This window comes from Francisella frigiditurris (assembly GCF_001880225.1).
In the GTDB taxonomy this organism is placed as follows: domain Bacteria; phylum Pseudomonadota; class Gammaproteobacteria; order Francisellales; family Francisellaceae; genus Francisella; species Francisella frigiditurris.
In genome coordinates this window covers 650,174-672,619 of sequence record NZ_CP009654.1, presented here as the reverse complement: position 1 = coordinate 672,619, position 22,446 = coordinate 650,174, and the positions used below count along the sequence as shown (strand labels likewise).

Genomic DNA, 22,446 nt, shown 5'->3' with positions numbered 1-22,446 from the left:
AAAGTTTAACCATTACTTTTTTAGGGACCTTTTAGCAAAAACTAAAAGGGAGCAATATATATGTCAAAAAATTATTTATTTACTTCAGAGTCTGTTTCAGAAGGTCATCCAGATAAACTTGCTGATCAAATATCCGATGCCATTCTTGATGAAATATTAAAACAAGATAAAAATGCTAGAGTCGCATGTGAAACTCTAGTAAAAACAGGAATGGCTCTAGTAGCTGGTGAAATCTCAACTACTGCATGGGTTGATATTGAAGAACTTGTAAGAAAAGTTATTACTGAAACTGGGTATGATGATGCCAACAAAGGTATAGATGGAAGAACTTGTTCCGTAATAAATGCAATTGGAAAACAATCTTCTGATATTGCTCAAGGAGTTGATAGGGGTGCATTAGAAGATTTAGGAGCTGGAGATCAAGGTCTAATGTTTGGTTTTGCTACAAATGAAACTCCAACGCTTATGCCATCTGCTATATATTACTCACATCTATTAATGAGAAAACAAGCCGAACTAAGAAAATCTAATAAATTAAGTTGGTTACGTCCAGATGCTAAAGCACAAGTCACATTAGCATATGAGAATGACAAACCCAAATTTATAGATACAATTGTACTATCTACACAACATGATGAAACAATCTCTCAAAAAGATTTACACGATGCCGTGATTGATGAAATAGTTAAAGCTACTATTCCAAAGGATCTAATTACAAAAGATACAAAATATCATATTAACCCCACTGGAGTATTTCTAATAGGCGGACCACAAGGTGACTGTGGTCTTACTGGTAGAAAGATTATAGTAGACACTTATGGTGGAGCTGCTCACCATGGTGGTGGTGCTTTCTCAGGAAAAGATCCTTCTAAAGTAGACCGCTCAGGTGCCTATATGGGCAGATATATTGCCAAAAACATTGTAGCAGCTGAATTAGCGGATAAATGTGAAGTTCAAGTTGCTTATGCCATTGGTGTAGCGAAACCAGTTTCTCTTATGGTAAATACTTTTGGCACAGGCAAAATTTCTGATTCCGCTATAGAAGAACTAGTTAATGAAGCATTTGACCTAAGAGTTGGCAAAATTATTGAAAATCTAGACTTACTAAGACCAATCTATAGAAAAACTTCTAACTATGGACATTTTGGCCGCGAACTACCAGAGTTTAGCTGGGAAAAGATTGACAAAGCAGATACCCTTTTAGAACTATATAAATAGCTCTCTATCAATTAAATGGATATACAATAGGTATTAGCAAAATACATGTTGCTATATATACAATAGATACAGGTACACCTACTACAATAAAATCTCTCCAACGATAAGAAGTAGCATTAAAAACCATAAGATTTGTCTGATAACCATACGGAGTCAAAAAGCTTGCAGAAGCAGCAAATGCTATACCTATTATTATAGGAAAAGAATCTATTCCCACCCCTTGAGCTAAATTAGATGCAACTGGAAACATTATGGCTACAGCCGCATTATTTGTAATTAGCTCAGTAAGAAGCATAGTAAGTATAAAAATACCCGCAAATATTACATACGGTTCTAAATTCTGTAAATAATCTGCTGAAAAATTTACTATCACTTTAGCAAGTCCAGTATTTTCCATACTAGAGGCTATACAAAGTGAAGAGGTAACTATCATCCAAATCTTTATTGGAAGAGAATTTCGTATTTCTGAAAGTGATAAACATCCTGTTATTAAAAGTAAGGCCAGCAGTAGAAAAGAAGTATTAAACAAAGATTCTCCTGTAATAACGGCATACCCCACCATTAGGATAAATCCAATAACTGTCAATTTTTCACGCCATCCAGATAATATATTATGGAGTTCTACATCTTCGTCTATAAGATAAAAGTTTTTTCCAAATTTTTTATTATTAGAAGTTGATTTTCTAGTTGCTAAAATCAACATATCGCCAGCCTTCACTTTTACATCATTTATCTCACTCTCAAGAGAATTCTCAGCTTTTTTAATTCCAACCACAGTCGCATAAAAATTTCTAGGAAAATTAATAGCTTTAATGGATTTACCTCGAAGCGGTGAAGTTTCTTTAACTATAACTTCTACCAACTCAACATTATCAAAGCCTTTAGACATCGCATGCAATGTTAAGTCTTTAATCTGAGATAAAATACTTATTTTTGAAATATCGCCAACAAATATTAACTTATCTTCACTTTTTAAGACTGTAGTAGCTCTGATTTGAGCTATTCTTTTACCATCTTTTCTTATTATAGTTTTTAAAGTTAACCCATCCAAATGCCTAATACCTGCTCCGCTAACACTTAAATCTTCTAGCTTTGATCCAGCTTGCAGCTCTACTTCAATAAAATAACCTTTATCTTTAGTATTATCGGATTTTATTTTAGGAAGAAATAAGCTTGTAAAATATAAAACCAAACATCCTAATAGCGCAACAACTAATCCTATTGGGGTAAATGTGAAGAAATTAAAACCCTCATGCCCTTCACTTATATACATGCTATTAACAATTAAATTAGTCGAAGTTCCTATTAATGTTAGAGTCCCTCCCATAATAGTAGCAAAAGACATAGGTAACAATAGCCTTGAAGGAAAATAAAGCTTAGTCGATTTAATAGCATTAATTAGTACAGCTGATACCGCCGTATTGTTTAATATCGCTGACGATATCGCAGATATACCTATGATTCTTATTAAAGTTTTACGTTCATTCTTTCCAAAAAGTAGTCTTTTAAGTTTCTGTAAAATACTGGTTTTTGCTAAAGCCACTGCGATTAGCATCAAAAATACTAAAGTTGCGAGCCCAGAATTAGATGCGTTTTTTATTAAATCATCCTTACTATACCAACCAAGCAAATAGCATATCAACATAGTAATAGAAAAAACTAGTACTGTTTTCTCTTGATACTTGACTAAGAAAACCAGCATAATAGTAAGCACTATAAATAATGCAACCTGACTGTACAACATATTTTATAATACGAGAGATAACAAGTTTATTTTACTATAGCAAAATAAAAGAATTAAAACATAGAAAATTTAATGTAGGTTAGAAGAATTATAAGAACTAAGATGCTGTACTAGCTTGATAGCTTTTCTTAGACTCAACAAACTCAACTTTTAGATCTTTATATTTTGACTTAATTACTTTCACATCAGCTTTAGACAACACTTTGTCTTTCTTTGCCTTTAAATACTCCTGCTTAGCACTATACATACTCTTCATATTTGAAACAAAAGCAGCATATTTTTCTTCAATCGCAGAATGCTTAGTTTTATTTGTCGATTCTAAAGCCTGCTCTAACTTAACTTTAGCTTTAGCAATTTCTATTAAATGCTTTGGCGTAGTTTTAAGATCAGTACACCAACCTAACTTAGCACAGCCTGCGATAAGCCACTTAGATGGATCAAAATCAAAGAATCTAATACCATTTCTATAGTCTCCAGCAAAAGCATGATGATAATTATGATATCCCTCTCCGCCAGTAACAAGAGCTGTTATAAAACTATCTCTAGCTGTATTCTTTGTTGAATAAGGTCTTCTGCCTAACATGTGAGCTAAAGAGTTTATACAGAAAGTTGCATGATGTACCAAAACAACTCTTAGAAACCCTCCTAATAAAACACACGCAATAACTCTACCTGTAAACAAACCATATAATGCTGGTAAACCAAAACATGCTAATATTGCTAGAATAGTATAATGCTTATCTTGAAACACTATAGCTTTATCTTTCATTAAATCATTTACACCTCTAATCTCTTGAATATCTGGCGTACTATACTTTAGGAGCCATCCAAAATGAGAAAACCAAAAGCCTCTAGTTGCCGCATATGGATCTTTTATAGGATCATCAACATCTTTATGATGTTTTCTATGATCTGAAGCCCATTGCAATACACTGTTTTGTAAAGCAGCTGTACCAAAAATTAATAATATGTAACTAATAACCTTATTAGCTTTATATGCTTTATGAGACCATAATCTATGATATCCCATAGTTATACTCAATCCTGTTAAAGCATAAAATATAGCTAAACAGATAAAGTCAGATGTTTGGAAACCATAAAAATATGCATATAACGGCACAGCCACTAGCGTAAAAGCAGGTATAACTATTAAGCCGAAAAAGCTTTTCCAAACGATAGAACCCTCTTTCTCGAAGGTTGTTGTTAAATTTTTATTCATGAAAACCCTTTTTTATTGTAAAGATTAAATTTTATTCTGTCTAATTAGACACCTTAAGCATAGCATAAAACATCGCCGGATAATAGCCTAGATTTTATACCTCGGAAAAACCTCTATATCTAAGCTCTCAATTCCATCTCTATGACAGTATCTATATCCACCAGCTAAAGCTATCATTGCACCATTATCAGTACAATATTTTAATGGTGGAAAAAATATTTGAAAATTATGATCATTTGCCATCTTATTTAAACTTTCTCGCAAGTAAATATTAGCACTAACACCACCTGAAACAACAAGACGTCTAAAACCAGCCTGACCCAAAGCTTTTTCACATTTATACACTATTACATCAATAGCAGCTTCCTGAAAAGCATAACAAAGGTTTGCCTTATTTTCTTCAGTTTTAAATTTTTCATTTTGCCAAGCATTTAATACTGCCGTCTTTAGTCCACTAAAACTAAAATTTAAATCAGGGCTATTTTTCATTGGTCTTGGCAATATGTATTTCTTCTTATCCCTTGCCAACTCAGCAAGTTTTGCTACTTCAACGCCTCCAGGGTAAGACATCCCTAACAACTTAGCTGTTTTATCAAAAGCTTCTCCTACTGCATCATCAATAGATTCTCCCAACAATCTATATTCAGCAAACTTACTTACCTCAAACAATTGAGTATGACCGCCTGAAACTAATAAAGCTAAATATGGATACTGAATATCACTATCTTCATCCAATAGTGGAGATAATAAATGCCCCTCCAAATGATGAATTGGTAAAGTAGGAATATCATAGATATAACCGATACTTTTTGCAAAAGTAGCCCCAACCATTAATGCACCTACAAGACCAGGTGCAAAGGTATAAGCAATACAGTCGATATCTTCCAAAGAAAGTTTAGCTTTAAATAAAACATCTTTAGTTAGAGAGTATAATTTTGCAATATGTTCTCTCGATGCAAGCTCTGGAACAACTCCTCCATAACTTTGATGCAACTTTATTTGACTATATAAAGAATCTGCAAGAAGTTTACCATTGCTAGAATCATAAATAGCTATTCCAGTTTCATCACAAGAACTTTCTATACCTAAAATTAGCATAATTATTTCTTGGCTGCACCGCCATTTGTTTTAGTTATTTGTATAAATTTAGTTATAAAAGATCCAAATACTAATCCTAAAACAAAAGCTATTGTCATTAACACAATCAAAGGTAAACTAGCCGTTCCAAAAATATAATCGAAGCTTACCTTATCAGTGTTCAATATAGATAAAATAACAATAATAATAATAGTTGCACCAAAAAATAATTGCCAAAATAATTTAATTATCATATCAAACATTTACCATAAAAATTAATAAATAAAAATTGGTATAATTATAAATTAAAAGAAAAAATAATTAAAAGTTTTTTATAAGTAGAAGAGAAACTATTAGAAGTCTAAAGATTCAAGAGCATTTCTTAACGATTCTTCAATATCATCATTCACATTGCTATCGTCATTAACATCACCAAAACTCTCAATGCCATTTTCCTGAGACGCAAATTCAGAAGCAATATTATCAAAGATAGCTGAATCATCTACGCCTAGATCTTCTCTCAGTTTCTCAATTTTAGCTGTTTCTTTTCTAATTGCCAAACCTGTACCTGTTGGAATCAATCTGCCTATTAATACATTCTCCTTTAAGCCTCTTAAATTATCTACCTGACCATTTATAGAGGATTCAGTAAGAACTCTTGTAGTTTCCTGGAATGATGCTGCAGATAAGAATGATTCCGTAGATAAAGAAGCTCTAGTAATACCCATTAACACAGGATCAAACTCTATCAACCTCTTTCCTTCAGCTGCTAACTTATCATTTTCTTCTAATATTCTCACTAATTCAACAGCTTCATCTTTAACGAATTTACTATCTCCCTCATCAAGAACTATTGCTTTTCTCAACATCTGTCTTACTACGGTTTCTATATGCTTATCGTTAATAACAACACCTTGCATACGATAAACAGACTGAGCTTCAAATAATATATAATCAGCAAATTCCTCTAATCCTTTAAGCTTAAGTAACTCATGAGGATCCGTTGGACCGTCAACTAAAACATCTCCTTTAGATATAGTTTCCCCATCAAATACATTCAAATGTCTTGATTTTGGCAACAAAATTTCATCTATCAAGATTCCATCTTTATCAAAAATTTCGATTCTTTGTTTTTCTTTTGTATCTCTATTACCTAACTTAACTACACCGTCACAAGGAGCTAGTATAGCAGCCTCTTTAGGTCTTCTAGCTTCAAACAGCTCTGCAACCCTAGGAAGACCTCCTGTAATATCTTTATTCTTAGAACCTTCTAAAGGAATCTTAGCAACAATATCTCCAATCTCAATTTTTGAACCATCAGCAACGTTAAGTACTGCACCAACTGCCAAGTTAATGATTTTTAGCTCTTTTCCTTTGGAATCTAATATTTTAACTACTGGTTTCATATGCTTAGTAGTTGCTCTTTGAGAAACTGAAGTTATCTCAATTGTAAGCTGACCTGTTAAATCATCGGACTTATGTCTTGATGTGATACCATCAATAACATCTTCTAATATAACTGTACCAGCAACATCAGTAATTATTGGTTGCGCATGAGGATCCCAAGACGCTATAACATCACCAATATGAACCTCACTACCATCAGTTAATGGTAATATTGCTCCCATATGTACTTTATGTTTTTCTCTAGTTCTTCCCATGCTATCAGAAACTATTAATTCTCCTGCACGAGATACTACAACTTGCTTAGCTTCTTTATTAGTTACCGTTCTTATGTTATCAAACTTAACTGAACCACTAGTTTTAACTTTAATATCACTAGCTGTTACTCCTAGAGATGCCGCACCACCAGTATGGAATGTTCTCATTGTAAGCTGAGTACCTGGCTCACCAATAGATTGAGCAGCAATAACTCCTACAGACTCACCAACGTTAACTTGTCTTTCACGAGCCAAGTCTCTTCCATAACATTTAGCACATAGTCCTCTACGAGTATTACAAGTAATTGGTGAACGTAGTTTGATCATATCAATGCCGTTTTCATCAAGCAACTCAACCAGATTTTCATCAAGTAAAGTACCAGCTTCTAATAAAACTTCATTCTTATTATTATAAACATCAGCAGCCAAAACTCTTCCTAAAGCTCTTTCTGCTAGTGGAACTTTAACCTCACCATCTTCAACTATTGCTGAGAACATTAAGCCATCATCCGTTCCACAATCTTCTTCAATAATTACTAAATCTTGTGCAACATCTACAAGCCTACGAGTTAAATAACCAGCATTAGCTGTTTTAAGAGCCGTATCTGCTAAACCTTTACGAGCACCATGCGTAGATGTAAAGTATTGAAGAACCGATAATCCTTCTCTAAAGTTAGCTGTAATAGCTGTCTCAATAGTTGTACCATCTGGTTTTGACATTAGACCCCTCATACCAGCAAGCTGTCTCATTTGGTCATAAGATCCTCTAGCACCAGACTTCGCCATCATATAAACTGAGTTGAAAGATTCTATTTCTTTTTCTTTACCATCAACTAAAGCTTTTTCTTTAGAAATAGCTTCCATCATTGAAGCACCAACCTCATCAGAAGTTTTACTCCATATATGAACTATATTATTATATCTTTCATTTTCAGTAACTAATGAAGACTGATACTGTTCTGTTATATGCTTGACTTCTTTTTCAGCTTTTTCAATTTTTTCTTCTTTATCTGTTGGAATAACCATGTCATCAACACCAACAGATACACCAGAAATTGTAGAATATTTAAAACCAGCGTACATTAAATGGTCAGCCAAAAGGACTGTTGCCTTACCACCAAGGATTCTAAAGCTTTGGTTTATAATATTACCGATTTCTTTTTTAACAAGCACTCTATTGATTAGAGAAAAAGATAAACCGTCTGGTAAAATATTGATTAACAATGCTCTACCTACAGTAGTATCAACTATTCCTTTTTCACTATAAGTATTACCCTTAGTGTCAAATACTTGTCTATTCACTCTAAATTTAATTTTTGCATGAATATCTACAGTTCCTGAATTATACGCTCTACTAACATCTTCATAGCTAGAAAACAATTTGCCTTCGCCTTTAGAGCCTTCTTTTTCTCTAGTTATATAATAAAGTCCAAGCACTATATCCTGAGTAGGAGTAATAACAGGCTGTCCACTTGCTGGAGACAAGATGTTATTTGTAGACATCATAAGAACTCTAGATTCAAGCTGAGATTCCACAGTTAAAGGAACATGTACAGCCATTTGGTCACCATCAAAGTCAGCGTTGAACGCCGCACAAACTAATGGATGCAATTGAATAGCTTTACCTTCAATAAGTTTAGGTTCAAAAGCTTGAATACCTAATCTGTGTAATGTAGGAGCTCTGTTAAGAAGAACTGGATGCTCTCTAATAACAGTTTCTAGAATATCCCATACTACTGACTCTTCTAACTCTACCATTCTTTTAGCTTGCTTAATAGTTGTAGCATAGCCACCAAGTCTTAACTTAGAATAAACAAATGGTTTAAATAATTCTAAAGCCATCTTCTTAGGCAAACCACACTGATGTAATTTTAAAGAAGGTCCAACAGTAATTACAGAACGACCCGAATAGTCAACACGTTTACCTAATAAATTTTGACGGAAACGACCTTGCTTACCTTTAATCATATCTGCTAATGATTTAAGAGGTCTCTTATTAGAACCAGTTACAGCTCTTCCTCTTCTACCATTATCTAAAAGAGCATCTACAGATTCCTGAAGCATTCTTTTTTCATTTCGAACTATAATATCAGGAGCATTTAGATCTAATAATTTTTTAAGCCTATTATTTCTATTAATTACTCTACGATATAAATCATTTAAATCAGATGTTGCAAATCTACCACCTTCAATAGGCACAAGAGGTCTTAAGTCTGGTGGAAGAACTGGCAATACAGTCATAACCATCCACTCAGGTTTATTACCAGAAGCTTGGAAAGTCTCCATAAGTCTTAATCTTTTTACAGCCTTCTCTCTTCTCGCTGTTGACTTACTTTCTTCATACTCTGCCTGAAGAGCTTCAATTTCTGAATCCATATCAGTTTCAGAAAGAAGAGCATAAATAGCTTCAGCACCCATAGAAGCTTCAAACTCATAACCGTAGTTTTCTAATGCTTCCGCATACTCTTCATCCGTAAGAAGTTGTTTTCTTTCTAAAGGTGTCATACCAGGGTCTGTTACTATATATGATTCAAAATATAGAACTTTCTCTACATTTTTAAGCGGCATATCTAAAAACAAGCCAATTCTAGAAGGTAATGATTTTAGATACCATATATGAACAACGGGACAAACTAAATCAATATGCCCCATTCTTTCTCTTCTTACTTTAGCTTGCTCTACTTCAACACCACATCTTTCACAGACAACACCACGATGCTTAAGTCTTTTATATTTACCACATAGACACTCATAATCTTTTACAGGGCCAAAAATTTTAGCACAAAAAAGACCATCTCTCTCTGGCTTAAAAGTTCTATAATTTATGGTTTCAGGTTTTTTAACCTCACCATGTGACCATGAACGAATAACTTCAGGCGATGCCAAAGAAATTTTGATTATGTCAAATTTTTTGCTATTGTAATTCTGATTCAGGATACCGTTACTCAAGGTATATTCTCCTATAATTTATTTATTTTGATTACAAACAAAATATATGTTTATAAAATGGGCTTTTACTCTTCTTCATCTGAAGATTGATCAAAGTCCATGTCAATACCTAATGCTCTAACTTCATTTCTTAAAACATTAAATGATTCTGGTACATCAACATTCATAGTTAATTTACCATCAACTATATTCTTATACATTTTAGATCTACCAGTTATATCATCAGACTTAACCGTTAGCATTTCTCTCAATGTATAAGCAGCTCCATAAGCTTGAAGTGCCCAAACTTCCATCTCACCAAATCTTTGGCCACCAAACTGAGCTTTACCACCTAATGGCTGTTGAGTTACCAAACTATATGAACCTGTTGATCTAGCATGCATTTTATCATCAACCAAGTGATCTAGCTTAAGCATATACATATAGCCAACTGTAACCTCTCTATCAAAAGGTTTTCCAGTACGTCCATCGTATAATCTCATTTGCCCATTAGTTGCAAATCCACCTATTTTAAGAAGCGACTTAATATCTTCCTCTTTAGCGCCATCAAATACAGGAGTTGCTATTGGAACACCTGCTTTAAGGTTATTTGCCAAAGTTAAAATCTCATTATCGCTTAAGCTTTCAACATCAACTTTCTTATTTCCAACACTATTATAAACTTCATCTAATGTTTTTCTAAGATCCGCTGCTTTTTTTGAATCCTCTAAAGCTTTATCAATTTTCTTACCTAAACCATAAGAAGCAAGACCCAAATGAGCTTCCAGAATCTGACCAATGTTCATACGAGAAGGAATACCCAATGGATTTAGACAAACATCAACAGGTGTTCCATCCTCCATAAATGGCATATCTTCAATAGGTAATACTCTAGAAACAACACCCTTGTTACCATGTCTACCAGCCATTTTATCGCCTGGCTGTATTCTTTTTTTAATAGCAACAAAAACTTTAACTGTCTTAAGAACACCTGGAGAAAGATCACTACTCTGTGTTACAGATTTTTTCTTAGCTTCAAATCTACTTTCTATAGCAATTTTAGCTGAATCGTAATACTCTTTTGCTTTCTCTACTTTTTCATTAATTTTTTCAGACTCAAATTCAATTTCTAACCACTTAGAGAAAGGAAGTTTGTCTAAAAATTCTTTAGTTACAACAGCTCCTTTTTTAAGACCTTTAGATTTCGATACTTTTTGTCCAACAATTTCTTTTTCAATAGAAGATCTAACTATAGACTCTATAACAGCAAACTCTTCATCAAAGTCTTTCCTAATTTTAGAAATCATTTGTTTTTCAATTTCTAAAGCTCTCTGACTTTTACCGCCTTTATCATTTTCAAATACCTGAACGTTAATAACTGTTCCAGATGTTCCACTAGGCATTCTTAATGAGCTATCTGCCACATTAGCTGCTTTCTCATTAAAAATAGCTCTTAGAAGCCTTTCTTCTGGAGTAAGTTGTTGCTCAGCTTTTGGAGTAATTTTTGCTACAAGAATATCACCTGACTCAACGTTTGCCCCAATATGAACTATTCCAGATTCATCAAGCTTTGACAACCCACTTTCACTAACATTAGGAATATCTGCAGTAATCTCTTCAGGTCCAAGTTTTGTATCACGAGCCACGCAAGTAAATTCTTCAATATGAATACTTGTATATTTATCATCTTTAACAACTCTTTCAGATAATAAAATTGAATCCTCAAAGTTATATCCATTCCATGGCATGAAAGCTACCATCAAATTATGACCTAAAGAAAGCTCACCAAAATCTGTAGCAAAACCATCAGCTAAAACATCACCTTTTTCAATTTTATCGCCAACGTTAACTATTGGTCTTTGATTAATACAAGTATTCTTGTTAGATCTCTTGAATTTTGTTAGATTGTAAATATCCACAAGATTATTTGCTTTAGCTTTCTTTGTATTTACTCTAACCACAATTCTATTAGAATCAACTTCTTCTATTGTTCCTGGATTTCTAGCAACGATACAATTACCTGAGTCTCTAGCAACAATCTTTTCCATTCCAGTACCAACAAGTGGCTTTTCTGACTTAAGTGTAGGAACAGCTTGACGTTGCATGTTTGCTCCCATCAATACCCTATTTGCATCATCATGCTCCAAGAAAGGTATTAAAGCCGCAGCAGCTGAAACCATCTGCTTAGCAGAAACATCCATATACTGAACTCTACTTGATTCAGTAAAAATAGCCTCACCACCTGAACGACATTGAATCAATTCATCAACAAAGTGATTATTTTTATCTAACCTAGTTGATGCTTGCGCAATTACATATTTTCCTTCATCAATAGCTGATAAATATTCTATTTCATTAGTAACTTTACCATCTACAACTTTTCTATAAGGCGCTTCTAGAAAACCATAATCATTAACTCTAGCATAACTAGCTAAAGAGTTAATTAGACCAATATTTGGTCCCTCTGGCGTTTCAATAGGGCACAACCTACCATAGTGAGTTGAGTGAACGTCTCGCACCTCAAATCCTGCTCTATCACGAGATAAACCACCAGGCCCTAATGCTGAAATTCTTCTCTTATGAGTAACCTCTGATAATGGATTATCTTGATCCATAAATTGAGATAATGCTCCTGAAGTAAAGAACTCCTTAATAGCCGCTGTAATAGGTTTAGAGTTAACTATATCCTTTGGCATAAGTCTATCTTTATGAACTAAAGACATACTTTCTCTAATACCTTTTTCAACTCTATAAAGTCCTATTCTGAACTGGTTTTCAACCATTTCACCTACAGAACGAACCCTTCTATTTCCTAAATGATCAATATCATCTACATTACCTTTGCCATCACGAATATTAATAAGCTCTTCAAGAACACCAATAATATCGCTATTTTCAAGAGTATAAATATCTTTTGAAACTTTATCGCTATTTAGTCTAGCGTTTAATTTCATTCTACCTATATCAGATAAGCTATACCTGCTTTCAATAAAGAAAAGACCTTCAAACAGAGCCTTAACTGATGCAGCAGCCGGAGGATCACCCGGTCTTAAAACCTTATAAATCTCAACAAGTGCTTCTTCTGTAGTTTTAGTTAAATCATATTTTAAAGTATCAGAGATATATCTACCTCTTTCTGTTGTTATAAAATCAACAACATTTAATTCTAAAACTCCTGCTCCTGCACATTTTTCTAACAGACTATCTGTTATATCATCATTTGCAGATGCTATAACCTCTCCTGTTTTTCTATCTATTATATCTTCAGAGACTCTAAGTGTTTTAACCAAATCTAAGTCAATAGATATTGATTCAACACCAGCATCTTTAATTTTCTTAATATCTCTCGTAGTTAACTTCTTATTTTTCTTTATAAGAATTTCACCTTTTGAATCAGATATATCAAATTTAAGCACTTCACCTTTTAATTTAGCAATATTGTCTAATTTAAGTTGAAAGTTTTCACCATCAAACAAGATAGTTTCACTAGTAGAAAAGTGCTTTAATATTTCCTCTTGAGAATATCCTAATGCTCTTAATATAACCGTAGCACAAATTTTTCTCTTTCTATCTATTCTCGCCCAAATAATACCTTTTGAATCAAACTCAAAATCTAACCAAGAACCTCTATATGGTATAATTCTCGCAGAAAAAGCACCTTCTTCAGAATCATCTTTACTAAAGAAAACCCCTGGAGAACGGTGAAGCTGAGAAACAACCACTCTTTCAGTACCATTTACTATAAAAGTACCATTACTAGTCATTAATGGGATATCACCCATATAGACAAACTCTTCCCTTATATCTTCTACTATTTTCTCGCCAGGAAGAGCTTCTTTATTATAAACGACTAGTCTAAGTTTAACATTAAGAGGAGCATCATAAGTCGCTCCTCTTATTTGGCATTCACTTTCATCAAAAGTTGGCTCACCTATTTCATAATCAACATAATGAAGCTCATATTGTCCATTTTTACTTTCAATAGGAAAAGAAAGCTTCAATACAGCTTCTAAACCAGATTTTGCTTGAGCATCTTTATCTGCATCAAGTTGCAAAAATTTTTTATAAGATTCAGTCTGTACAGCCAGCAAGTACGGCACATCCAAAATATGAGGAAGAACTCCAAACTCTTTACGAATTCTCTTTTTCTCAGCGTATGAGTAAGACATCAAAAACATCCCTAAGATTTTTGTTTAAACAAATAACAAAACAAAAACGCAAATATGAATATATCTGCACCAATCTATATCTTCAATACTAGAAAGACTAGGAGCCAAAAATTGACTACTAGTCTAATATTTCCTTTAAATTTTATATTTAAAATTATAATTATTTAAGCTCAACTTTAGCGCCAGCTTCTTCAAGTTGCTTTTTAAGAGCTTCAGCATCGTCTTTAGAAGCAGCTTCTTTAACTGTAAAAGGAGTACCTTCTACAGCATCTTTAGCTTCTTTAAGACCTAAGCCAGTCGCCGCTCTAACTGCTTTAATAGCAGCAATTTTATTTGCACCAGCATCAACTAAAACAACATCAAATTCAGTCTTCTCTTCAGCAGCTTCAGCAGGACCAGCAACAGCAGGACCAGCAACAGCAACAGCGGCAGCAGCAGAAACACCAAATTTTTCTTCCATCATTTTAACCAATTCACATACATCCATTACACTCATTTCAGCAACAGCATTTAGGATATCTTCTTTTGTTATAGCCATTTTAATAACTCCTTTTATTTAACAATTAATTCTTTAAATAGCTTTTTCTAATTTTACAAACCAAAGTAATATTTTACTTACTATCTCCAACAGCAGCAAAGACTCGTACAGCTTGAGTAGGAATCTCATTAAGAGTACGAACAAACTTAGCAACTGGCGCTTGCATAACACTAAGTAATGTAGCAAGAGCTTCCTCTCTATTAGGAAGCTTAGCAAAGTCATCCAATTTCTCAGGACCAAATACTTCACCAGACATAGCTAAATTTTTAACTTCAAAAGCATTATGATCTTTTGCGAAGTTTTTAAATAATTTAGCTGCTGCACCTGGCTCATCCTTAGAAAGAGCAAGAACAAGAGGACCTTTGAGCACTTCACCCAAACACTCCAACTCAGTTCCCTTAATTGCTAAACGTGCTAAGTTGTTACGAACAACTCTTAAATAAACCCCTGACTCGCGCGCTTGCTTTCTTAATGAAGTCATTTCATTAACAGTCAAGCCACGATAATCAGCTACCGCTGCAGACAATGCTGAGGATACATGTTCAGCAACTTCTTCAACTATTGCCTTCTTATCCTCTATTCTAAGTGCCATAATCGACTCCTTATGTTTATTGTCCACACTCATTTATTTATTAACACGATATTTAAACCAAAAAAGGTTGTCAAACATCGTCTGCGTAGGATAATTATTAAGCCAGAAATCCAGCTCCTACGGTCTTTGATCGTTGTATTTTCACACAACCCAAAGAAATTGCAAAAGCAAATTTTATATAGTTAAATCAGAAAAGTCAACATTTATTCCTGGACCCATAGTACTAGATACAGAAACTTTCTTTAGGTATATCCCTTTAGAGTTAGCTGGCTTAGCCTTTTTAAGATCAACTAATAATTTTTCTAAATTTTGCTTTAACGCATCAGAAGTAAAGTTAACTTTGCCAATAGTAGTATGAATTATACCAGCTTTATCAACTCTATATCTAACTTGACCTGCTTTAGCATCTGTAACTGCTTTAGCAACATCCATAGCAACAGTACCAACCTTAGGGTTTGGCATAAGACCTTTTGGACCAAGTATTTGTCCCAACTGACCAACAACTCTCATAGCATCTGGAGACGCTATAACCACATCGAAATCCATGTTACCTTTTTTAACTTCATCCGCTAAATCTTCCATACCAACAACTTCAGCACCAGCTTCTTTTGCCGCATCAGCTGCAGGACCTTTAGCAAAAACAGCCACTCTTACTGATTTGCCAGTTCCATTAGGCAATACAGAAGCTCCTCTAACTACTTGGTCAGATTTTCTAGGATCAACACCAAGAGCAACCGAAACATCTACAGACTCAACAAACTTAACAGAAGAAACGTCTCTTAAAATATCAAACGCTTCTGCCACATTATATTTTTTCTCAGCATCTACTTTAGCTGAGATATTTTTCATTCTTTTTGAAATTTTAGCCATCATTAAACCCCTTCTACTTTTACACCCATGCTACGAGCACTTCCTGCAATAATTCTTACAGCAGCGTCTAGGCTTGCTGCAGTCAAATCAGGATCTTTAGTCTTCGCAATCTCTTCCAACTGTGCGCGAGTAATTGTTCCCACAAACTCTTTTGAAGGGTTTGAAGAACCAGATTTAAGCTTAATAGCTTTCTTAATTAAATAAGAAGCTGGTGGCGTTTTCATCTCAAATGTAAAACTACGGTCACTGTAAACTGAAATCTCTACAGGAATTGGAGAACCTGGCTCCAAACCTTGAGTTTTAGCATTAAATTCTTTACAGAATCCCATAATATTAACACCATGCTGACCTAAAGCCGGACCAATAGGAGGACTCGGATTAGCTTGACCAGCTTTAACTTGCAACTTAATAATAGCTTCTACTTTTTTCTTAGCCATTTTATTTCTCCAAAATTAGGTTAATAACACTTGTGACTTAAACACAAGCTCCCCAACAAACCCTAAATACTAGGATTCTTTCTCAACCTGAGAAAACTCAAGCTCAACAGGTGTTGATCTACCAAAAATAGATACAGCAACCCTAACCCTTGATTTCTCATAGTTAACTTCTTCAACCACGCCAGTAAAGTCATTAAATGGCCCCTCTAGAACCCTAACAACCTCACCAACCTGATAAGTTTTTCTAAGCTTCGGCTCAACCTTAGCAGCATCACCTTCTACAAAATTTAAAATTCTTTCAATTTCTTTTTTGCTCAAAGGAATTGGCTTCCCTCTAGAACCAACAACCGTCAACACTCTAGGAACCGATTTTATCAGCTGCCAAGCGTCAGTAGTCAAATCAGCTTCAATCAAAATATAACCAGGAAAGAATTTTCTTTCACTTTTTCGTTTTTGACCACCCCTCATTTCAACAACATTCTCTATTGGAACAAGGATTCTACCAAAACTCTTTTCGAAACCAGCTACTTTTATATTCTCTTCAAGCTGCATTTTAACTCTTTTTTCATAGCCAGAATGCACCTGTACAACGTACCAAAGCATAAAAAACCCTTAATCAACCTAAGAAAAGCTGAATAACTTTTCCAAACAACATTCCAAACAAGTAAATAAATACTGAAAAAATCATAACAACTACTATCACCATAGCAGTAATTGTCATAGTCTCTCTTCTAGTCGGCCAAACCACCTTTGCCATCTCAAGCTTTGATGCATTAAAAAAAGCCCAAAATCTACGCCCTTGATTAGTAAATCTAGCAATGACCAGTGCCACCAAAACCGTAATAACTGCTATAGATGTTATATAAGCCGAATCCAAAGCATTAAAATAATTACTTGTAAAAATTCCAGTAACTATAACAAGTAAAGAAATCACCCACAACATAAGATTTGCTGGCTTAGAAATAGTAGCGGATTCAGAGCTTTTAACTGCTCCACTAACCCAAACTTTATTATTAAAACCTTGTTTACTCACAAAAGCTCTCCTTACAAAACGTAGGGTATAAAATAACACAGAGAAAAAATAATATCAAGATATAAAAAAGGCGATGCATACTTTTGTACACACCGCCTTAATTATTTGGCAGGCCAGGAGGGACTCGAACCCCCAACTTGCGGTTTTGGAGACCGCTGCTCTACCAATTGAACTACTGACCTTTTTTAACGATTACTCGATAATTTTAGCAACAACACCTGCACCAACTGTTCTACCACCTTCACGAATAGCGAAACGTAAACCTTCATCCATCGCGATTGGGTTGATTAGTGTTATAACCATTTTAATATTATCACCAGGCATAACCATTTCTACACCTTCCGGAAGCTCAACAGCACCAGTAATATCTGTAGTACGGAAGTAGAATTGCGGTCTATAACCTTTAAAGAAAGGAGTATGTCTACCACCTTCTTCTTTAGATAATACATAAACCTCAGCTTCAAACTTAGTATGAGGCTTAATTGAACCTGGCTTACATAATACTTGACCACGCTCAACATCATCTCTCTTAAGACCACGAATTAAGACACCAACGTTATCACCAGCTTCTCCACGATCTAAAAGCTTACGGAACATTTCAACACCAGTAACTGTAGTTTTTTGAGTTGGTCTAATACCAACAACTTCAACTTCATCACCAACGTGAACAATTCCACGCTCAACACGTCCAGTAACAACCGTACCACGACCAGAAATTGAGAACACATCTTCTATCGGAAGAATGAACGGCTTATCAGTATCACGCTCAGGAGCAGGAATATAGTCATCCATAGCTTGAACTAGCTCAACAATCTTCTCAACGTACTTCTCATCACCTTCAAGAGCTTTAAGAGCAGAACCCATAACAATAGGAGTATCGTCACCAGGGAACTCATACTGATCTAAAAGTTCACGAACTTCCATCTCAACTAACTCTAATAACTCTTCGTCATCAACCATGTCACATTTGTTTAAGAAAACAACGATATATGGTACACCAACCTGACGAGATAAAAGGATATGCTCACGAGTTTGTGGCATAGGACCATCCGCTGCAGAACATACAAGAATAGCGCCATCCATCTGAGCAGCACCAGTAATCATATTTTTAACATAGTCTGCGTGTCCTGGACAATCAACGTGAGCATAATGTCTATTTGGAGACTCATACTCAACGTGAGAAGTATTAATAGTAATACCACGCGCTTTTTCTTCAGGTGCATTATCGATTTCATCGAACTTACGAGCAGAACCACCGTTTTTCTCAGCCATAACCTTAGTAATAGCTGCAGTAAGAGTTGTCTTACCGTGGTCAACGTGACCAATAGTACCAACGTTTACGTGCGGCTTCGAGCGTTCAAATTTTTCTTTAGCCATTTTTTTACTCCATTTTTATTAACAAAAACAAAAAACAAATATGGTGCTCACAACCAGACTTGAACTGGCGACCTCTCCCTTACCAAGGGAGTGCTCTACCAACTGAGCCATGTGAGCTTAAACATCTATTTTATAAAATTCTGTGATTTAGGTTGGAGCGGGTGATGGGAATCGAACCCACGCTATCGGCTTGGAAGGCCGAAGTTCTACCATTGAACTACACCCGCATGGTGGAGGGAGCAGGATTCGAACCTGCGAAGGCTGAGCCGTCAGATTTACAGTCTGATCCCTTTGGCCGCTCGGGAATCCCTCCCCTAAAACTTGTACTACTATAAAGCTTATTTTATTAAAAATCAAGCTTTTTTAGCGTTACTTAAAACAATTCAAAAATTGAAATTTATGGGACTTTAACCCCCTAAAAAAACAAATATATAATACTTATTTTATTAAACTATGTAAAGCCCTAAAACTACAAAACAACAACCTTATTACTAGATCTAGTTAATGCAACATATAACATTTGTTGCATTTCTCGCTTTTTAGAGTTTAGCAAAATATCTTTCAATAAGATAAAAACAGTGTCATAAGTTGAACCTTGAGCTTTATGGCTTGTTACTGCAAAACCATAATCAAGATCTTTTTTTATTTCATTATTTTTAAACCTATTAGAACCATCTAAATTTTTTAAAATATCAGTCATTAGTAGATTATTTTTTCTAAACTCATAATATGAAACCCAATTTTTATCTGCTCTAGACACCGCCAGTAACTTATCATGAATTTCTGCATAATTGTATAAATTCTTAGCATCTAAATGATCTACTATAAAAACGTGCTTTTCATCAAAGGTTTTGAAAATTTTTGACTTTTCCAAAAGAAAAACATTATAACCAAAAAGACCATTTTTATTACACACCCTATCCGAAATAGAAGAAACCATATAATCAACGCAATTATTAATAATAAAATTCTTCTTAGCAGCATCCCTTACTGCCCTATAACCTGTTAATATATCGCTCTTTTCTAATAAATTAACTTTTACACCAAAAGTTAACTCTCTTATAATCTGATTGGACTTCATAACTGTTTTATTTCGCCATGCAATGAGCTTAGCATAATTAATATTTTCATTAAAATTTGACGCTTCAAAGCACTCTGATATTTTCTCTCTGAATTCTTCATTTGAAGAACAAAAATAAATACCTTCACCCTTTGCATTTAATAAAGTTTGTCTATTTAAAATAAATTCTGGCAATTCTCCATTATTTAAAGAATATCTCAACTCTTTACTTAACTTAACTAAAGGGTTATTTTGTTTTTGTCTCACAAGACTAGTTAATTCATAAAAATCTTCAATTTCAAAAACTACGCTCTGATCTTCATCAATTGGCGGGATCTGTGCTTTATCCCCTATAAAAATAATTTTTGTTGTCAAAGATTTATTAACTTCAAATTTTATAAGATCAAATAAAGAGCCATTTATCATGCTAGCTTCATCAATAATAATAAGATTATATCTATTGATTAAAGCCGGCTCCACTTGTGAAAACTCAGGATCATTCGGATTAAAACCCTCCAGTTTAACATCAGGGCGAAGCCCAAGTAATGTATGAATAGTAAAACCGTCAAAAAGTGTTGCTTGTGAAATAACCAAACTAGCTTTTTTTGTTGAGGCTGAAACAATCGCCCTCCCCCTATACTTCTCTAAAATCCTCTTTATGATAGTTGTTTTACCTGTCCCAGCATATCCTGAAAGCAGAAAAAACATTTTTGGGCTTTTTAAAAAATCATTTATCGCTGATATAGCAGCAATCTGTTGTTTGTTTAATAAAATTTTTTGCCCATTAGCTAGATATAAAGACTCTTTTTCTTTATTTAAAAGATTTTTTTGCATCAAAATTAAACTTACTATGAATATCCATAACTTAGTTTTATAAACTATAAAAAGATTAATAAAAGTTACATATAAAAGTCAACTCTCGATTACTTATGACATAATCTTTTACTTGCCTTACAAAACATACAAAACGATGCAACTTATATCTCAAATGACAACTACAAACATATAAACAGTTGCAACAGATATAAAAATAAAATAGTCTTCCTACAATTGTTCTATATCTAATTATATTTGGAAACTTAAGCAAGTTTTATGAATACATCAAGAAAATACTTAATAATTCAGCTATTTGGATATTTATTTATCTGGGCAGGAATGACTTCACTTTTTTATAACCCCTCAGCCATAGCCATGGATGTAGCAGAAAATATAGCATGGTCAAATCACCTGAGTATAATGTATGACATTCATCCAGGGTTAGGAGCTTTTTTAATAAGAACTATTTTATTCTTTACCAACAATGCAATTTTATCTGCAATGCTCTCTACTGGATTATGCATGCTAATTTCTTTGATATATATTTATAAAATTAGTAGAAAATATTTTTCTGAAGAAGAGTCAACTTTTATAACAATTATCACCACATGTAGCGGATTTTATATTCTACAATATTTTTTAATGTATAATCAAAACAAAATATTGTTACCTTTTTGGGCAATTACATCTTATTACTTTATATCAGTTATTGAAAACAACAAATATAAAGACTGGATATTACTAGCAATATTTACAGCTTTAGGCGTTTATGCTAAGTTCCAAATTTTACTATTATCAGGCATAATGTTTGTCTATATACTCTGTACTTTCAAGAAAGAATACTTATTTAAGATAATTACAGCAGCAATTATTTTCTTTATTGCAATAACCCCTGCCATTATCGGCATAATCCAGCAAAATTACACTCCAATCTTATGGATATTTAAAGATGCAAATATAATATCGGGCGATCATAAAGATTTAAGTATTTTATCTAAACTTCTAACAGGACAATTAAACAATTTTCTTAATTTTGCATATGTTTCTGCGCCATTAATTATAATTGCAATTTTTATCAAAATAAAAAAAATAAAATGCGATAGCTATAAGTTTCTATTAAACCTAACACATCCTTTATTGGTATTGTGGGCATATCCTCTAATTTTTGTTTTCGCACTACAAAGTTATTATGGAAAAATTCCAGACGGGTGGCCATTAGCTATTATGTCTTTATGCATCCCTGCAATATATAAATTATTTAACCTTAAACAAGTAAATAATATAAACTTCAAAAAACTGGTTATTACACTATTAACATTACAGTTTATAGTATTTGCAACCTATAATACTGCAAAATATTTTAATGACATAATTCTTTATGAAAACATAGGTGATGACCTTGCTAAAAAAGCCGATATATTTTGGGATAAATACTATGACTCCTCAATGACATATGTTGCTGGCTTTTATCCATACTATTTAGCTGCTTTTTCTAAAAGTAAGCCTAGATTCCTAAGAGATCCTTATTTAGCAGATAAGAACTCAACTATTCTTATAGCTTTTGGAGATTGTAACCCTAACAATTATAAAAGCTTAGAACCTGATTTTAAAATATTACATAATGAGTGCTCTCAGATTACAACAGTTAACAAATACCATAGTGTTAAAACTAATGTTTCTTTCTATGTAGTTAAGAAAATAAACTAA

The 22,446-nt window shown here is 33.8% G+C and carries 16 protein-coding genes and 4 tRNA genes; 2 read left to right on the top strand and 18 right to left on the bottom strand.

The features are described from left to right. Window positions 1-60: 60 nt before the first annotated feature. The gene (gene metK / locus KX01_RS03325) at window positions 61-1,218 is read left to right on the top strand and encodes a methionine adenosyltransferase (protein WP_071663642.1); all 1,158 of its coding nucleotides are present in this window, start codon (window positions 61-63) and stop codon (window positions 1,216-1,218) included. Window positions 1,219-1,225: 7 nt separating this feature from the next. Here metK and KX01_RS03320 read toward each other — a convergent pair whose 3' ends face one another. The 18 genes from KX01_RS03320 to KX01_RS03235 all read right to left on the bottom strand — a co-directional run bounded on the left by KX01_RS03320 (window position 1,226) and on the right by KX01_RS03235 (window position 20,757). Next, complete coding sequence (locus tag KX01_RS03320) at window positions 1,226-2,962, bottom strand: SLC13 family permease (protein WP_071663641.1); 1,737 nt, start codon at window positions 2,960-2,962, stop codon at window positions 1,226-1,228. A 97-nt stretch (window positions 2,963-3,059) separates the two neighbouring features. Then, window positions 3,060-4,181, bottom strand: coding sequence for a fatty acid desaturase (locus KX01_RS03315; RefSeq protein WP_071663640.1), 1,122 nt, complete (start codon window positions 4,179-4,181; stop codon window positions 3,060-3,062). 87 nt (window positions 4,182-4,268) lie between these two features. Beyond that, a complete protein-coding gene (gene tsaD, locus KX01_RS03310) occupies window positions 4,269-5,279 on the bottom strand; it encodes a tRNA (adenosine(37)-N6)-threonylcarbamoyltransferase complex transferase subunit TsaD (RefSeq protein WP_071663639.1) in 1,011 nt (336 codons plus the stop codon). A gap of 2 nt (window positions 5,280-5,281) precedes the next feature. Beyond that, the gene (locus KX01_RS03305) at window positions 5,282-5,521 is read right to left on the bottom strand and encodes a lipopolysaccharide assembly protein LapA domain-containing protein (RefSeq protein ID WP_071663638.1); all 240 of its coding nucleotides are present in this window, start codon (window positions 5,519-5,521) and stop codon (window positions 5,282-5,284) included. Window positions 5,522-5,611: 90 nt separating this feature from the next. After that, on the bottom strand, window positions 5,612-9,868 hold the full coding sequence (gene rpoC, locus KX01_RS03300) for a DNA-directed RNA polymerase subunit beta' (RefSeq protein ID WP_071663637.1): 4,257 nt from the start codon (window positions 9,866-9,868) through the stop codon (window positions 5,612-5,614). A gap of 65 nt (window positions 9,869-9,933) precedes the next feature. After that, entirely contained in the window at window positions 9,934-14,016 is a 4,083-nt protein-coding gene (gene rpoB, locus KX01_RS03295; protein ID WP_071663636.1) for a DNA-directed RNA polymerase subunit beta, read from the bottom strand. Window positions 14,017-14,176: 160 nt separating this feature from the next. After that, window positions 14,177-14,554 (bottom strand): 50S ribosomal protein L7/L12, encoded by a 378-nt coding sequence (gene rplL / locus KX01_RS03290; protein WP_071663635.1) that lies wholly within the window; start codon window positions 14,552-14,554, stop codon window positions 14,177-14,179. A 73-nt stretch (window positions 14,555-14,627) separates the two neighbouring features. After that, window positions 14,628-15,146, bottom strand: coding sequence for a 50S ribosomal protein L10 (gene rplJ, locus KX01_RS03285; RefSeq protein WP_071663634.1), 519 nt, complete (start codon window positions 15,144-15,146; stop codon window positions 14,628-14,630). Between the two features lie 174 nt (window positions 15,147-15,320). Beyond that, entirely contained in the window at window positions 15,321-16,016 is a 696-nt protein-coding gene (gene rplA / locus KX01_RS03280; RefSeq protein ID WP_071663633.1) for a 50S ribosomal protein L1, read from the bottom strand. A gap of 2 nt (window positions 16,017-16,018) precedes the next feature. Continuing rightward, a complete protein-coding gene (gene rplK / locus KX01_RS03275; protein ID WP_071663632.1) occupies window positions 16,019-16,453 on the bottom strand; it encodes a 50S ribosomal protein L11 in 435 nt (144 codons plus the stop codon). Window positions 16,454-16,522: 69 nt separating this feature from the next. Continuing rightward, window positions 16,523-17,056: a transcription termination/antitermination protein NusG gene (gene nusG / locus KX01_RS03270; protein ID WP_071663631.1), complete on the bottom strand. Its 534-nt coding sequence runs from the start codon at window positions 17,054-17,056 to the stop codon at window positions 16,523-16,525. A 13-nt stretch (window positions 17,057-17,069) separates the two neighbouring features. Then, window positions 17,070-17,525: a preprotein translocase subunit SecE gene (gene secE / locus KX01_RS03265; protein WP_156860366.1), complete on the bottom strand. Its 456-nt coding sequence runs from the start codon at window positions 17,523-17,525 to the stop codon at window positions 17,070-17,072. A gap of 67 nt (window positions 17,526-17,592) precedes the next feature. Continuing rightward, a tRNA-Trp gene (locus KX01_RS03260) sits at window positions 17,593-17,668 on the bottom strand. Between the two features lie 10 nt (window positions 17,669-17,678). Beyond that, window positions 17,679-18,863: an elongation factor Tu gene (gene tuf, locus KX01_RS03255; RefSeq protein WP_071663629.1), complete on the bottom strand. Its 1,185-nt coding sequence runs from the start codon at window positions 18,861-18,863 to the stop codon at window positions 17,679-17,681. A 41-nt stretch (window positions 18,864-18,904) separates the two neighbouring features. Continuing rightward, window positions 18,905-18,980 (bottom strand) — tRNA-Thr (locus tag KX01_RS03250). A gap of 36 nt (window positions 18,981-19,016) precedes the next feature. Beyond that, window positions 19,017-19,090: transfer RNA gene (locus KX01_RS03245), tRNA-Gly, on the bottom strand. Between the two features lies 1 nt (window position 19,091). Beyond that, window positions 19,092-19,176: transfer RNA gene (locus tag KX01_RS03240), tRNA-Tyr, on the bottom strand. 156 nt (window positions 19,177-19,332) lie between these two features. After that, window positions 19,333-20,757, bottom strand: a complete 1,425-nt coding sequence (locus KX01_RS03235; RefSeq protein ID WP_071663628.1) for an ATP-dependent DNA helicase — start codon at window positions 20,755-20,757, stop codon at window positions 19,333-19,335. Window positions 20,758-21,015: 258 nt separating this feature from the next. On the opposite strand from KX01_RS03235, the gene KX01_RS03230 reads away from it, so the two are divergent. Further along, on the top strand, window positions 21,016-22,446 hold the full coding sequence (locus tag KX01_RS03230; RefSeq protein ID WP_071663627.1) for a glycosyltransferase family 39 protein: 1,431 nt from the start codon (window positions 21,016-21,018) through the stop codon (window positions 22,444-22,446).